General features: G+C 65.3%; 12 protein-coding genes and 6 tRNA genes. 14 read left to right on the forward strand and 4 right to left on the reverse strand.

The window, feature by feature from the left end:
- Both phoB and CXG43_RS03615 read right to left on the reverse strand, forming a co-directional pair.
- The gene (gene phoB, locus CXG43_RS03610; RefSeq protein WP_042614802.1) at window positions 1-690 is read right to left on the reverse strand and encodes a phosphate regulon transcriptional regulator PhoB; all 690 of its coding nucleotides are present in this window, start codon (window positions 688-690) and stop codon (window positions 1-3) included.
- 123 nt (window positions 691-813) lie between these two features.
- The gene (locus CXG43_RS03615) at window positions 814-2,454 is read right to left on the reverse strand and encodes a M48 family metalloprotease (RefSeq protein WP_101098722.1); all 1,641 of its coding nucleotides are present in this window, start codon (window positions 2,452-2,454) and stop codon (window positions 814-816) included.
- 141 nt (window positions 2,455-2,595) lie between these two features.
- On the opposite strand from CXG43_RS03615, the gene grxC reads away from it, so the two are divergent.
- The 5 genes from grxC (at window position 2,596) to CXG43_RS03640 (ending at window position 6,473) form a co-directional block, all read left to right on the forward strand.
- The gene (gene grxC / locus CXG43_RS03620) at window positions 2,596-2,892 is read left to right on the forward strand and encodes a glutaredoxin 3 (protein WP_101098858.1); all 297 of its coding nucleotides are present in this window, start codon (window positions 2,596-2,598) and stop codon (window positions 2,890-2,892) included.
- Window positions 2,889-3,278 carry a carboxymuconolactone decarboxylase family protein gene (locus tag CXG43_RS03625; protein ID WP_101098723.1) on the forward strand — a complete coding sequence of 130 codons (390 nt, stop codon included), beginning with the start codon at window positions 2,889-2,891 and terminating at the stop codon, window positions 3,276-3,278. Before grxC ends, CXG43_RS03625 begins: the two co-directional genes overlap by 4 nt.
- Window positions 3,279-3,558: 280 nt before the next feature.
- Window positions 3,559-4,563, forward strand: a complete 1,005-nt coding sequence (locus CXG43_RS03630; RefSeq protein ID WP_042614806.1) for an isocitrate dehydrogenase — start codon at window positions 3,559-3,561, stop codon at window positions 4,561-4,563.
- A gap of 177 nt (window positions 4,564-4,740) precedes the next feature.
- Entirely contained in the window at window positions 4,741-5,460 is a 720-nt protein-coding gene (locus tag CXG43_RS03635; RefSeq protein WP_101098724.1) for an isochorismatase family protein, read from the forward strand.
- A 50-nt stretch (window positions 5,461-5,510) separates the two neighbouring features.
- Window positions 5,511-6,473 (forward strand): LysR family transcriptional regulator, encoded by a 963-nt coding sequence (locus CXG43_RS03640; RefSeq protein ID WP_101098725.1) that lies wholly within the window; start codon window positions 5,511-5,513, stop codon window positions 6,471-6,473.
- A gap of 63 nt (window positions 6,474-6,536) precedes the next feature.
- On the opposite strand, the gene CXG43_RS03645 is transcribed toward CXG43_RS03640, so the two are convergent.
- Window positions 6,537-7,307: a Bax inhibitor-1/YccA family protein gene (locus CXG43_RS03645; protein ID WP_101098726.1), complete on the reverse strand. Its 771-nt coding sequence runs from the start codon at window positions 7,305-7,307 to the stop codon at window positions 6,537-6,539.
- A gap of 183 nt (window positions 7,308-7,490) precedes the next feature.
- Between CXG43_RS03645 and CXG43_RS03650 the strand changes: the two genes are divergently transcribed.
- From CXG43_RS03650 to CXG43_RS03670, 5 genes are all read left to right on the forward strand, one after another.
- A tRNA-Pro gene (locus tag CXG43_RS03650) sits at window positions 7,491-7,567 on the forward strand.
- 39 nt (window positions 7,568-7,606) lie between these two features.
- A tRNA-Arg gene (locus CXG43_RS03655) sits at window positions 7,607-7,683 on the forward strand.
- A gap of 293 nt (window positions 7,684-7,976) precedes the next feature.
- Window positions 7,977-8,053: transfer RNA gene (locus CXG43_RS03660), tRNA-His, on the forward strand.
- An 82-nt stretch (window positions 8,054-8,135) separates the two neighbouring features.
- Window positions 8,136-8,211, forward strand: a tRNA-Lys gene (locus tag CXG43_RS03665).
- A 126-nt stretch (window positions 8,212-8,337) separates the two neighbouring features.
- Window positions 8,338-8,413, forward strand: a tRNA-Lys gene (locus tag CXG43_RS03670).
- 54 nt (window positions 8,414-8,467) lie between these two features.
- Here the strand turns inward: CXG43_RS03670 and CXG43_RS03675 are convergent.
- Window positions 8,468-9,685, reverse strand: coding sequence for a GAF domain-containing sensor histidine kinase (locus CXG43_RS03675; RefSeq protein ID WP_101098727.1), 1,218 nt, complete (start codon window positions 9,683-9,685; stop codon window positions 8,468-8,470).
- Window positions 9,686-9,840: 155 nt separating this feature from the next.
- Here CXG43_RS03675 and CXG43_RS03680 point away from each other — a divergent pair.
- From CXG43_RS03680 to clpX, 4 genes are all read left to right on the forward strand, one after another.
- Window positions 9,841-9,927: transfer RNA gene (locus CXG43_RS03680), tRNA-Leu, on the forward strand.
- Window positions 9,928-10,123: 196 nt separating this feature from the next.
- A complete protein-coding gene (tig, locus tag CXG43_RS03685; RefSeq protein ID WP_101098728.1) occupies window positions 10,124-11,419 on the forward strand; it encodes a trigger factor in 1,296 nt (431 codons plus the stop codon).
- Window positions 11,420-11,487: 68 nt separating this feature from the next.
- On the forward strand, window positions 11,488-12,114 hold the full coding sequence (gene clpP / locus CXG43_RS03690; protein ID WP_042613348.1) for an ATP-dependent Clp endopeptidase proteolytic subunit ClpP: 627 nt from the start codon (window positions 11,488-11,490) through the stop codon (window positions 12,112-12,114).
- Window positions 12,115-12,240: 126 nt separating this feature from the next.
- The gene (clpX, locus tag CXG43_RS03695; RefSeq protein ID WP_042613349.1) at window positions 12,241-13,530 is read left to right on the forward strand and encodes an ATP-dependent Clp protease ATP-binding subunit ClpX; all 1,290 of its coding nucleotides are present in this window, start codon (window positions 12,241-12,243) and stop codon (window positions 13,528-13,530) included.
- The last annotated feature ends 125 nt before the right edge of the window (window positions 13,531-13,655 follow it).

Below are 13,655 nucleotides of genomic sequence, written 5' to 3' on the forward strand. Positions count from 1 at the left end.
TCAGGTGGAAGTGGAGAAGCGGTAGCCTGCACCACGCACGGTCTGCACCATGTTTTCGGCGGCGAACGGTTCCAGCGTCTTGCGCAGGCGGCGGATGTGCACGTCGATGGTGCGCTCTTCCACGTACACACTGCCGCCCCAGACGTGATCCAGCAACTGCGCCCGCGTGTACACGCGCTCGGGGTGGGTCATGAAGAAGTGCAGCAGGCGGTATTCGGTCGGGCCGATCGGCACCGGCTGGTCGTTGGCGAACACGCGGTGAGCGGCGCCGTCGATGCGCACCGAACCGACCGCGACGCTGCCATCTTCGTCGTCGTCGCGCGCCCGGCGCATCACCGCGCGGATCCGCGCCAGCAGCTCGCGGGCGGAGAACGGCTTGACCACGTAGTCGTCCACGCCGGCTTCCAGCCCGCCGACGCGGTCGTTTTCTTCGCCGCGCGCGGTCAGCATGATGATCGGCACTTCGCGGGTCAGCGCCTCTTTGCGCCAACGGCGGGCCAGGTCCAGGCCACTGGTGCCCGGCAGCATCCAGTCCAGCAGGATCAGGTCGGGCACGCGATCGGCGATGGCCGTCTGTGCTTCGCGTGCGTCGCCGGCGTGGATCGGCTCGTAATCGCCCTTGCGCAGGGCAAAGGCCACCATTTCGCGGATCGCGGGTTCGTCGTCGACGATCAGGATGCGTTTCTGCACGAGGCCACCAAGTTGCTCATCAGATCGGGAGTGACGCCAGTAGACTACGATTTGATGACATGTTTGTGACGCCACCGGCGCTGCTGTAACGACCAGCGGTCGGCAGGCCACCCCTGGCAACCTTCAGCGGCGCTCCAGTTCCGGGTCATTGACTCCTTGGCGGCGCATTTCCAGCACGGTGGGGGTGATGGTCTCGATGCGCGCATCGACCCGCGCGCGGGTGACGTAATCCAGGTTGGGCTGGCGTTTCAATGCCTGCAGCTGCATCAGCGACTGTTCCGGACGGCCGTTGAGGTAGGCCGCCTCGGCGTAGGCTTCGCTGGCACGGTGTGCATCGCCGGCCAGTTCACTGGCGCGGGCGAAACGCTGCTGGAAGACCGGATCGTTGCCGCTTTGTGACAGCAGCGGCCGCAGCATGGCCTGCGCGCGCTGGCCGGCGGCCTGGCCGCCCTGTTCGTTGAGGATCTGCGCGAAGGTCAGCGCCACCGGGCGGCTGCCCGGGTGCTGGCGCAGCAGCGCCTCGAAGCGTTCGTTGGCCCTGGCGGCCTGGCCGGAACGCGATTCGGCCTCGCCGAGGGCCAGCGCCACCCACAGGTTGCCGGGGTCGGCGTCGTTGAGCTCGGCCAGGGCGCGGGCAGCACCCGCCGCACCGCCGGTGCCGGTGGTCAGCTGGGCCAGCGCCTGGCCGTAGCGCTGGGCCGGGGTGAGTCCGCCTTTTTGCCGGGCCAGGCCCTGGTACTCGCGGGTCAGCTCGGACGGAGTCACCGCGCTGAGCACCCGCAGGCGCTCGCGGGCCCAGTCGAAATCACCGCTGGAACCGCGGCTGAGCTGGCCCACCGAAACCTGCATGCCCGGTGGCAGCAGCAGGTTGTTGCGGCGGGTGATCGGATCGGACAGGCCCGGATCGCTCGGGTTCACCCGTTCGGTGCGCACGCCACCGGGCACCTCGGTGGTCAGCACCACCGTGTCCTTTTTCATCTGCTCGGCGCGCAGCTTGGCCTCGCTGATGCGGGTGGTGTTCACGGGATGGGTGCGCAGGAAGTCCGGCACCGTGTAGCCGCCGTCGTTGCCACGCATCGAGGCGCTCATGCGCTCGAAGAAGCCGGCCATGGCGTCCACGTCGTAGCCGCTGCGGGCCAGCGTGCGGATGCCCAGGCGGTCGGCTTCGGATTCATTGGAGCGGGTGTAATCGATCTGCCGCTGCTGCATCAGCCCCATGCCCGAGGCGATGCTGGCCATGGTCGCGTTGCCGGCCGAGTTGCCCCCGGCCTGCTGGGACGCGATGACCGCCGCCAGCATGCCCAGCAGGATCGGGATCTGGTCGCGCTGGGCGCGTTCCACGCCGCGCAGCACATGCTGCTGGGTGACGTGGGCGATTTCGTGGGACAGCACCGCAGCCACTTCGTCTTCGCGTTCGGCAGTGAGCACCAGGCCGGCATTGACGCCGATATAGCCGCCCAGCGTGGCGAAGGCATTGATCTGCCGGTCCTTCATCATGAAGAAGGTGTACTGCTGGCGCGGCTGCGCACTGTTGGAACCCAGCCGGGTGCCCATGGTCTGCAGCCACTCGGTGGTGAGCGGATCGTCCAGCAGGTAGCCGTAGTTGCGCAGTTCGCGCAGCATCATGCCGCCGTACTCGGCCTGGCGGGCAGGGGTCAGCAGTTCACCGGCCGACGATCCGATGTCGGGCAGCGAATCCTGGGCCTGGGCCAGCGGCACGGCAAATGCGAGGGTCAGGGCAGCGGAGAGCAGCAGCGGTCGCAAGCGGTCGGTCCTCGGGCAGCGTCCCCCAGCGTGGCAGGCCAGGGGGAAACCTATCGTTAATCCACAGTGTTGCGGCCATGGCGTGGATTTTCCATCAGGCCGCTACCATATACAGACAGTCGAACCGTCGTGGAGTTTCCCGTGAGCCAACTTGAACAGCCTGCCGGTGGCGCCCCCGCCATCACCATTTATTCCACCGCTGTCTGCCCGTACTGCGTGGCAGCCAAGAACTTCCTCAAGAGCAAAGGCCAGCAGTGGACCGAAGTGCGCATCGACCTGGATGCCGCCGAGCGCGAGAAGATGATGGCCAAGACCCGCCGCACCAGCGTGCCGCAGATCTTCGTCGGTGACGTTCATGTTGGCGGCTACGACGACATGATGGCCCTGCACCGTGAAGGCAAGCTGGAGCCGCTGCTGGCCGGGCAGGGCGCAGCGTGAGCACAGCGGACGAAGGCGGCGACCGCCTGGCCGAGTTCAATGCCTACCGCAAGAAGATGAACGAGCGCATCCTGGCTGAACCGAACCAGGTGGTGCGCCGTTTCTTCGCGCTGGATACGCAGACCTACCAGGCCGGCGCGCTGGATGTGAAGACCAAGGAACTGCTGGGCCTGGTGGCTTCGCTGGTGCTGCGCTGCGACGACTGCATCAGCTATCACGTGGCCCAGTGCAAGGCCGCGGGGGTGGAGCGTGATGAGTTCTTCGAAACGTTCTCGGTGGGCCTGGTGGTGGGCGGATCGATCGTGATCCCGCACCTGCGCCGCGCAGTGGACTTCCTGGACCAGCTGGAAGCAGGCGCCGCAGCCCCGGCCGAACACGAGCACTGACGCGCGCCAGATGCGCCGCTGGCCGTCATTTCGTGGTGGGTGACGACCGTTGGTCGTCACGCCCTGCCGCTGCGCTCGCCGAGCATGGCTCGGCGCTACCAAGGCGGCCGGCCCTGCGCCTGGTAGCGCCGAGCCATGCTCGGCGGCTTTCCGCGTGTGGGACCATGGTCTATTTGGGGTCAGGTAGTCGGTTCGGGCATAATTGCGGCTGAAACTTACCTGCGCCGGTGCACCGGGCACCCCCGGACGGCGTTTTTCCCCCTGTTCGGAAATTTGATCAATGACGCAGAAAATCACGGTCATCCGCGGCGATGGCATCGGCCCGGAGATCATGGACGCTACGCTGTACGTCCTGGACAAGCTCAACGCCGGCCTGGAATACGAAGACGCCGACGCCGGCCTGGTCGCGCTGGAAAAGCATGGCGACCTGATGCCGGCTTCCACGCTGGAATCCATCGCGCGCAACAAGATCGCCCTGAAGAGCCCGCTGAGCACCCCGATCGGCGGTGGCTTCACCTCGATCAACGTCAGCCTGCGCCGCCACTTCGACCTGTACGCCAATGTCCGTCCGGCGCACACCTTCCCCAACACCAAGTCGCGCTTTGACAACGTCAACCTGGTGACCGTGCGCGAGAACACCGAAGGTGCCTACCTGGCGGAAGGCCAGGAAGTGTCGGCCGACGGCGAGACCGCGTTCTCCGGTACCCGCATCACCCGCAAGGGCTCCGAGCGCATCGTGCGCTACGCCTTCGAACTGGCCCGCAGCACCGGCCGCAAGAAGGTCACCGCCGTGCACAAGGCCAACATCATCAAGTCGACTTCGGGCCTGTTCCTGGCCGTGGCGCGCGAAGTGGCGGCCAAGTACCCGGACATCGAGTTCCAGGAAATGATCGTCGACAACTGCTGCATGCAGTTGGTGATGCGTCCGGAACAGTTCGATGTGATCGTCACCACCAACCTGTTCGGCGACATCATCTCCGACCTGTGTGCCGGTCTGGTCGGCGGCCTGGGCCTGGCCCCGGGTGCCAACATCGGTGAGAACGCGGCGATCTTCGAAGCCGTGCACGGCACCGCGCCGGACATCGCCGGCCAGGGCAAGGCCAATCCGTGCGCGCTGCTGCTGGCCGCCGCACAGATGCTGGACCATATCGGCCAGCCGGAAAATGCCGAGCGCCTGCGCAAGGCCATCGTCGCCACGATGGATGCGAAGGATTCGCTGACCGGCGACCTGGGCGGCACCGGCAACACGATGAGCTTTGCCCAGGCCATTGCCAGCCGCCTGTAACCGGCGACGGCAAGGCCATGCACTACCAGCGGGGCGCCTTCGGGCGCCTCGTTGCGTTTGAGGGAGCGGCGCACGATCTGTGCGTTTCATGCACAGGTGGAGTGCGCGACAGGGGGTTCTTGGTGCGCACCGTGCACGGCACCATGGCCGCACTCTCCGTAGCCCAGGTTCCTCCCCATGAATATTGCAGCTTTCGGTCTTGCCAGCCTGATCGGCATGGCCGCCGTCGCCCCGGTCGCCGCCGCCGAGCCGGCCCATCCCACCATCCGCCAGATGGCCGGTGCCACACCGATCGACGCCCTGCAGGCAGGCAAGACCGCGGTGATCGTCATTGATTTCCAGAACGAGTACTTCCCCGGTGGTCGCATGGTGATCCCCGATGGTGCCAGCGCCTTGCAGAATACCCGCCGGCTGATCAAGGCCGCCGATGCCAAGGGCATCCGCGTCATCCACGTCCAGCACGTGCTGCCGGCCGGCGCCCCGCTGTTCGCCGAAGGTGGCAAGACCGTGCAGTTCCACCCGGACATGCAGCCGCGGGCGGGGGACAGCGTGGTGCAGAAGGACAACGTGAGCGTCTTCGCCGGCGCCTCGGCTGCGGTGATGGACAGGACCTTGAAGGACGCCGGCATCGACACGCTGATCGTGACCGGGCTGATGACCCATGCCTGCGTGTCCGGCGCTGCCCGCGACGCCGCCGCCGCCCCGCGCGGTTATCGTGTGATCGTGGCCTCCGACGCCACCGCCACCCGTGACCTGGAGCTGGCCACCGGTGCGACCATCGACCACAAGACCCTGCACGCGGCCAGCCTGGCCACGCTGGAAGACACCTATGGCGATGTCATGACCACCGAGGCGATCATCGGCCTGGTCGACAACGCCGGCGCTGCCGCACGCTGATAAGCTGGCCGCGCCCGCAGCACGCGGGTGCCGGCCGGAGCGTGCCCTGGATGGACCATTTCGCTTCCCTGCGAGCGCTGCGTGCCATCGTCGAAGCAGGCAGTTTCACCGCCGCCGCCGAGCGCATGGGCACCACGCACTCGGCGATGTCGCGGCAACTGCGGCAGCTGGAAGATCATCTGGACGTGCGGCTGCTGGATCGCAACAGCCGCCGGTTCGCGTTGACCGAGGCCGGCCGCCAGTACTACGCCGAAGCGGCGGAACTGCTGGACCGGCTGGAACTGGCCGACAACCGCGCCCGCGCTGCACAGGCGCAGCCGAGTGGTCGCATCCGCATCAGTGTGCCGCAGGTGGTCGCCAGCCAGGAACTTCCCCACTGGCTGCCCCCATTCCTGTCGCGCCATCCGCAGATCTCGCTGGACCTGTGCGCGGACGACCAGCTGGTGGACGTGGTAGGCGGCGGCTTCGACCTGGTGCTGCGCATTGCCCATGAACTGCCGGACAGCCAGATGGTGGCGCGTGAACTGGCCTGTTGCTACCGCATCCTGGTGGCCGCACCGTCCTACCTGGCCCGGCATGGCCTGCCGCGCCACGGTAGTGAGCTGGCGCAGCACGCGCTGCTGGCCTTCAGTCCAACCAGCGCGCGGGTGCCATGGCACCTGCAGGGTCCGCGTGGCGCATCGCTTGACGTCGAGGCCGGCCAGCGGCTGGCGGTTGATGCGACGCCGGCGCTTCATGCCGCCGCGCTGGCCGGCATGGGCATCACCCTGTTCACCGCACTCACCGTGCAGGACGATCTGCGCGCGGGACGCCTGATCCGCGTGCTGCCGGACTGGAACGCCGGCCAGCGACGCTATTACGCGCTGTACCCGCACGCCCGCGCGCTGGCACCCAAAGTGCGCGCGCTGGTCGATCACCTGCAGGCGCACTACGCCGCCCTGCAGTCGTCGTTGACCGCGGTAAGACTGCGCCACGCCCGGGGCACCGGATCCGCGCGCGATGTCATGCGGTAGCGCCGAGCCATGCTCGGCGTAGCAATGATCAGGCACGCAACAGCGAAAACCGCCGGGCATGGCTCAGCGCTGCTGGATCTTCGACAGCAGGCGCAGGAATTCCACGTACAGCCACACCAGGGTCACCATCAGCCCGAACGCGCCGTACCATTCCATGAACTTCGGTGCGCCCTGTTCCACGCCGCTTTCGATGAAATCGAAATCCAGCACCAGGTTCAGTGCCGCCACGATCACCACGAACACGCTGAAGGCGATGCCCAGGCCGCTGGCTTCATGGATCACCGGCACGTTGATGCCGAACATGCCCAGCACGATCGACGCCAGGTACAGCAGCGCGATGCCGCCAGTGGCCGCGACCACCCCCAGCTTGAAGTTCTCGGTGGCCTTGATCAGCCCGCTGCGGTACGCCACCAGCAGCGCCACCAGCGTGCCGAAGGTCGCCAGCACGGCCTGGAACACGATGCCCGGGAAGCGCTGTTCGAACATCGCCGAGATCGCGCCCAGGAACAGGCCTTCCACCAGTGCGTACATCGGCGCGGTGACCGGCGACCAGGTCTTCTTGAACACGGTGATGAGCGCCAGCACGAAGCCGCCCAGCGCACCGCCGATCAGGTAGCCCATGCCGGCCGAGGAAAGCGTGCCGGCCGTCTCGCCGCCGGTCACCAGTGCCTGGCTCCACGAGAACGACGCGGTCAGCACGGTCAGCAGCAACAGCAGGCCGGTCTTGTTGACGGTGCCGTTGAGGGTCATCAGCTGGTCGCCGCGGGCCGAAACGGTGCCGCTGCCAAGATCAAGGAAGGTGGATTCGGAAAGAGCCGGGTTGCCGCTGCGCATGTGCGATCTCCGTGCGAAAGGGGGGTAGGGGAGGCCATCCGGCCGTCAACGGCCAGCATAACGCACCCCGTAGCGGTCAAGCTTGCTCGCTCCCACACACCCCCGCGCAGGTTTGACAGAACCGGGGCCGGGTGTTCACAATTCCCGTCTGCTCAAGGGCCCCGCCCTGGCAGCAAGCATCGCCGGGGTATAGCGCAGTCTGGTAGCGCGCCTGCTTTGGGAGCAGGATGTCGGGGGTTCGAATCCCTCTACCCCGACCAACCATCGCCCTGTTGGAGCGGGTTGGTCCACCGGTTCGGGCGCCCGTAGCTCAACTGGATAGAGCACCGGCCTTCTAAGCCGGCGGTTACAGGTTCGATTCCTGTCGGGCGCGCCATTGGAATCAACGCACGGTGATCGCCGCAAACGTTCCAGCACCGCCGCTTTCGGCGCGCCGAATTCCCTTTTTTTCTGATCCCGGATCTACCGCCACTGCGCGCGGGAGCAGGGCGGAGCTGCAGCCCGTTGATCAGGCGGCGCCGCATGTGTGAAGAACCGCTTGCAATTCTGGAGCGACTCCGTAAAAATAGCGGACTTGCTTCGGCATTCGTCGCTTTTCGGCGCGGTGCAGGGCAGAAATCAAGGTTCCAGAGGCACGCAGTTGCCGCCGCTGGATCCGATGTTTCAGTGGTGGCTGTAGCTCAGTCGGTTAGAGTACCGGATTGTGATTCCGGTGGTCGGGGGTTCGAATCCCCTCAGCCACCCCACTGATTCAAGGCAGGTCAGCCGAAAGCAGATCAGCCGTTGCAGAAAGACGCGATGCAGCTTAAAGTATTCGTCTAGTTTTTCGGGCCGTTAGCTCAGTTGGTAGAGCAGTTGACTCTTAATCAATAGGTCCAAGGTTCGAATCCTTGACGGCCCACCAGACAGAAGCCACCAAGCACATGCTTGGTGGCTTTTTTCTTGCCCGCATGGTGCCCATGGCATCACGCGCGAAAAAAAAGCTTGCACGACGCATCGCGACCACGTCATAATTCGCCTCCCGATTTTCGGGCCGTTAGCTCAGTTGGTAGAGCAGTTGACTCTTAATCAATAGGTCCAAGGTTCGAATCCTTGACGGCCCACCAGACAGAAGCCACCAGGTCACCCTGGTGGCTTTTTTCTTGCCTGCGTTATGGAGCTCAGCCTGCCAGCGCGAGCGGAATGGCGGGCATGGCGAACACGAAGCGCGTCCCCCGCGCCGCATCGGATTCCACCGACAGCGTGCCGTTGTGTGCTTTGGCGATTTCCGCGGCGATATACAGCCCCAGTCCCAGCCCGGGACGCGGTTGGTCACCGGCCTCGCGGGAGAACGGGGTGAACAGCTTGCCCAGCTTGTCCGGCGCGATCACGCCGCCGTTGTGGACCTGCAGCACCAATCCATTGGCGTCGGTTTGGATATCCAGCGTGATCGGTTGGTCCGCCGCGCCGTGCACCGCCGCGTTGGTCAGCAGATTGGCAAGCAGCTGCGACAGGCGGTTGGCATCACACAGCAACGGCGCATCCACCGCGATGGTCGCGATGATGTCATTGCGCCCGGTCGCGCCGGCCACTTCGTGCACCACCTGCATCAGTTGCGCGGCCACGTTGGCATCGTAGGTGAGCGCCACCGGGATGCCGCCGCCAAGCCGCCCGCGGGCGAAATCCAGTACGTCCTCCACCAGGCCATCGATGCGGGTGATGCTGTCGCGCACCCGCGTCAGCAGCATGCCGCCACGTTCGGTGTGCGGTTCCAGCTCAAGCATTTCCGTGGCCATGCTGGCCGCCTGCAGGGGGCTGCGCAGGTCGTGGCCCAGCACCGCGATGAACTGGTCGCGCAGCACGGCGGTGTCGTTGGCGGCCGACACGTCGGCGACCGCCTGCTGCAGCCGCTGTTCGGTGTGCAGGTAGTTGCCGATGAGTTCGGCGAACAATTCCAGCGAACGCACCACCTGCGCTTCGTCGAACCTGGCCGGTGCCGAATCGATCGCGCACAGGGTGCCGAAGAAGCTGCCGTCGGGCCGGAAGATCGGCACCGACACGTAGCTTTCCAACCCGTACAGGCGCGGGGTGTGGTGGCTGGCGTAGTGCGGATGCTCGCTCGCATGCCCGAAAATCACCGGCTGTGGCGCCTGGCGGATCTCGTTGCAGATGGTGCTTTCCAGGACCAGCTGTCCACCCACGCCCAAACCGAAGCCGAGCGTGTCGTAAGTAGCGCAGGCGACCCAATGGCTGTCAGTAACCCGGGCCACGGCGGCAAAGCGCGAGCCGGTGATGTGGGCCACGGTTTCCAGGATCCGCGGCACCGCCGCGATGGCGCCGATTTCGGCGATGTCCTGGATGATGTCTGCGCCCAGCGGGGCGGCGGCGGACTGCTGCATGCGGTGCTCGCCTCCTCGGCGGGCGGGTTCAGGCTGGCGTTGTGGAGGATGTGGCGCGCCGGACTTTGGGGGCATTCTAGGCCATGCTGGCCGGGTGCATCGTGCCCGCCCTACCCAAGACCGCCCCGCGCCTGCGACAATACCGGGCTAGACCAGCGAAAGTGGCGGAATTGGTAGACGCCCTGGATTTAGGTTCCAGTGCCTTAACCGGCGTGGGGGTTCGAGTCCCCCCTTTCGCACCATGGTCCGGCCACCCCTGCCAGCCGCGTTTTTCACGCGCGCGCCCGCCTGACCGACCCCCGCTGGCAGTGCCGCCCGTTATCGTCCAAACTAAAGGGCTGCGGCGGGCATGCGTGTCAACGCCGCCGCGTCCGAACAACCGTTTCGTCCATCACATCGAACCGGGGGCCAGCAGGGCCGCCGGTGGCAGGAGTCAACATGCAAGCTTCGATCGAATCCACCGGCAACCTGGAACGCCGCCTGAGCTTCTCGCTGCCGGAAGATCGCCTCAACACCCATATCAGTGGGCGTCTGGGCGAAATCGCCCGCACCACGCGCATCAAGGGCTTCCGCCCGGGCAAGGTGCCGGCCAAGGTGATCGAGCAGCGCTTCGGTGCGCAGGTCCGTGGCGAAGCCGTCGACGGCCTGCTGCGCGAAACCTTCGACGCGGCCATCCGCGAACACGCCCTGCGCGTGGTCGGCAGCCCGCGCATCGACAAGGGCGAGCAGGGCGAACTGTCGTTCGTGGCTACCGTCGAGCTGGTGCCGGAGTTCGGCGAGATCGACGTCTCCAAGCTGAACGTGGTCCGCCACGTGGCTGAAATCGGCGATGCCGACATCGACCAGATGATCGAAAACCTGCGCCAGCAGCGCCGCACCTGGGCCCCGGTCAGCCGTGGCGCGAAGGAAGGCGACCTGGTCGCGCTGGAAACCTTCTCCCAGGCTGGCGATGAGCGCCTGCCGGCCGAAGGTACCGAGAAGGGTACGATCGTCATCGGCCAGAACATGATGTTCGAAACCATTGAAAAGGGCCTGGTCGGCCTGGCCAAGGGTGAAGAGAAGACCCTGGACGTCGAGTTCCCGGCCGATTGGCGCGTTGAAGCGCTGGCTGGCAAGACCGTGCAGGTCACCGTCAAGGTCACCGAAGTGTCCGAAGAGTCGCTGCCGGAAGTGGACGACGCCTTCATCAAGAGCTTCGGCGTCAAGGCGGGTGACGTGGAGCAGTTCCGCAAGGACATCCGCGCCAACCTGGAGCGCGAGCTTAAGGGCGCCCTGATGAACCGCCTGCGTCGCGAAGTCGGCGAGCAGCTGATTGCCGCTTACAGCTCGGTCGAGCTGCCGCCGCGCCTGGTGGAGAACGAAGCCCGTGCGATGCTTGCCCAGCAGATCGAACAGCTTCGTCGCAGTGGCCGTGATCCGGGCCAGGTGCCGGCCGACGCCCATGAGGGCTTCAAGGATGCCGCTGCCAAGCGCGTGCTGGTCGGCCTGCTGGTCGGCGAAGTGGCCCGCATCAACGACCTGAAGCTGGAGCCGAAGCGCCTGAATGAAACCATGCGCCTGATCGCTTCGACCTACGAAGAGCCGGACCAGGTCATTGAGATGTACCGCAACGACCCCCAGCTCATGTCGGGTCTGCAGAACCGCGTGATGGAAGAGCAGGTGATCGACTGGATCGCCGAGCGCGCCCAGCATACCGAGGAAACGCTGTCCTTCCAGGACGCGATCCGCGGCTGAGTCCTGCCAACGCCAGACCCCGCGCCGCAAGGCGTGGGGAGTTCCTCCCAATACAGGTGCCTCACGATATGGACAACCGAACCAAAGCCCTCAATCTGGTTCCGATGGTGGTCGAGCAGACCGCCCGCGGCGAGCGCGCCTATGACATCTATTCGCGCCTGTTGAAGGAGCGCCTGATCTTCCTCGTGGGCCCGATCGACGATCACATGGCCAACGTGGTGGTGGCGCAGCTGCTGTTCCTGGAAGCGGAAAACCCGGAAAAGGACATCAGCATCTACATCAACTCGCCCGGTGGCGTGGTCACCGCCGGCATGGCGATCTACGACACCATGCAGTACATCAAGCCGGACGTGGCCACCATCTGCGTCGGCCAGGCCGCCTCGATGGGCGCCCTGCTGCTGGCGTCGGGCGCAGCCGGCAAGCGGTATGCGCTGCCGAACTCGCGCGTGATGATCCACCAGCCGCTGGGCGGCTTCCAGGGCCAGGCGACCGATATCGACATCCACGCCCGCGAGATCCTCACCTTGCGCGCGCGTCTGAATGAGATCCTGGCCAAGCACACCGGCCAGTCGCTGGAAACGATCGCCCGCGACACCGAGCGCGACAACTTCAAGAGTGCCGTGGAAGCACAGGCCTACGGGCTGGTCGATCAGGTCCTTGAGCGTCGCCCGGAAGAGTCGATCCAGGCGGGTTGATGACAGCAAAACGGTCGGTTTTCCGACTGGACAAGCAGGGTCGGGCAGGGCTGGTGCCCTCTCGGCCCTGTGTTATTCTCGAATTGAACCCCCGTCGAACGGGTGGGGTAACCAGGTAAGCGAAGCATGAGCGAAGACCGACAAGGTCGTTCCACGGACAGCGGCAAGATCCTTTACTGCTCCTTCTGCGGCAAGAGCCAGCACGAGGTGCGCAAGCTCATTGCCGGTCCAAGCGTGTTCATCTGCGATGAATGCGTGGAGCTGTGCAACGACATCATCCGTGAAGAGCTCGAGGAAAAAGCGCAGTCGGCCCGCAGTTCGCTGCCCAAGCCGCGCGAAATCCTCGAAGTCCTGGACCAGTACGTGATCGGCCAGAAGCGCGCCAAGCGCACGCTCGCCGTGGCTGTCTACAACCATTACAAGCGCATCGAGAGCCGGCAGAAGAACGACGAGGTCGAACTGGCCAAGTCGAACATCCTGCTGGTCGGCCCGACCGGTTCGGGCAAGACGCTGCTGGCCGAAACCCTGGCCCGCCTGCTCAACGTGCCGTTCACCATGGCCGACGCCACCACGCTGACCGAAGCCGGTTACGTGGGCGAGGACGTGGAGAACATCATCCAGAAGCTGCTGCAGAAGTGCGACTACGACGTCGAGAAGGCACAGCAGGGCATCGTCTACATCGATGAAATCGACAAGATCTCGCGTAAGAGCGAGAACCCGTCGATCACCCGCGATGTGTCCGGCGAAGGCGTGCAGCAGGCCCTGTTGAAGCTGATCGAAGGCACCGTGGCCAGCGTCCCGCCGCAGGGTGGGCGCAAGCATCCGCAGCAGGAATTCCTGCAGGTGGACACCAAGAACATCCTGTTCATCTGTGGCGGCGCGTTTGCCGGCCTGGACAAGGTGATCCAGCAGCGTTCCACCGAATCGGGCGGCATCGGGTTCGGTGCGAAGGTGAAGTCGTCCGAGCGCAAGCAGGAAATCGGCAAGCTGCTGGCGGAAGTGGAACCGGAAGACCTGATCAAGTTCGGCCTGATTCCCGAGTTCGTTGGCCGCCTGCCGGTGGTCGCGACCCTGGAAGAGCTGGACGAAGCGGCGCTGATCACCATCCTGACCGAGCCGAAGAACGCCATCACCAAGCAGTTCAAGAAGCTGTTCGAGATGGAAAACGTCGAGCTGGAGTTCCGTCCCGACGCGCTGGCCGCCATTGCCCGCAAGGCGCTCAAGCGCAAGACCGGCGCCCGTGGCCTGCGCACGATCGTGGAATCGGTGCTGCTGGACACCATGTACGAGCTCCCCTCACAGGAGAACGTCAGCAAGGTGGTGGTGGACGAATCGGTCATCGAGCACAAGTCCGAACCGTACCTGATCTACCAGACCCCTCCAGCACCTGAACAGAAGGCCGCTGGCGCCGAATGATTCTTTCAATCGATTGATTTGAAAGTATTTTTTAGGAGTGTCTTGCATCCTTGCGCCGATGGCCCCATAACGGGGCCATCGGCTTTTTTGTCTCTGGCCCCGCTGGAGCCGGAGAGGCGTATCCC

The sequence above is a fragment of the Stenotrophomonas sp. Bg11-02 genome, from assembly GCF_002836635.1.
Classification (GTDB): Bacteria; Pseudomonadota; Gammaproteobacteria; order Xanthomonadales; family Xanthomonadaceae; genus Stenotrophomonas; species Stenotrophomonas lacuserhaii.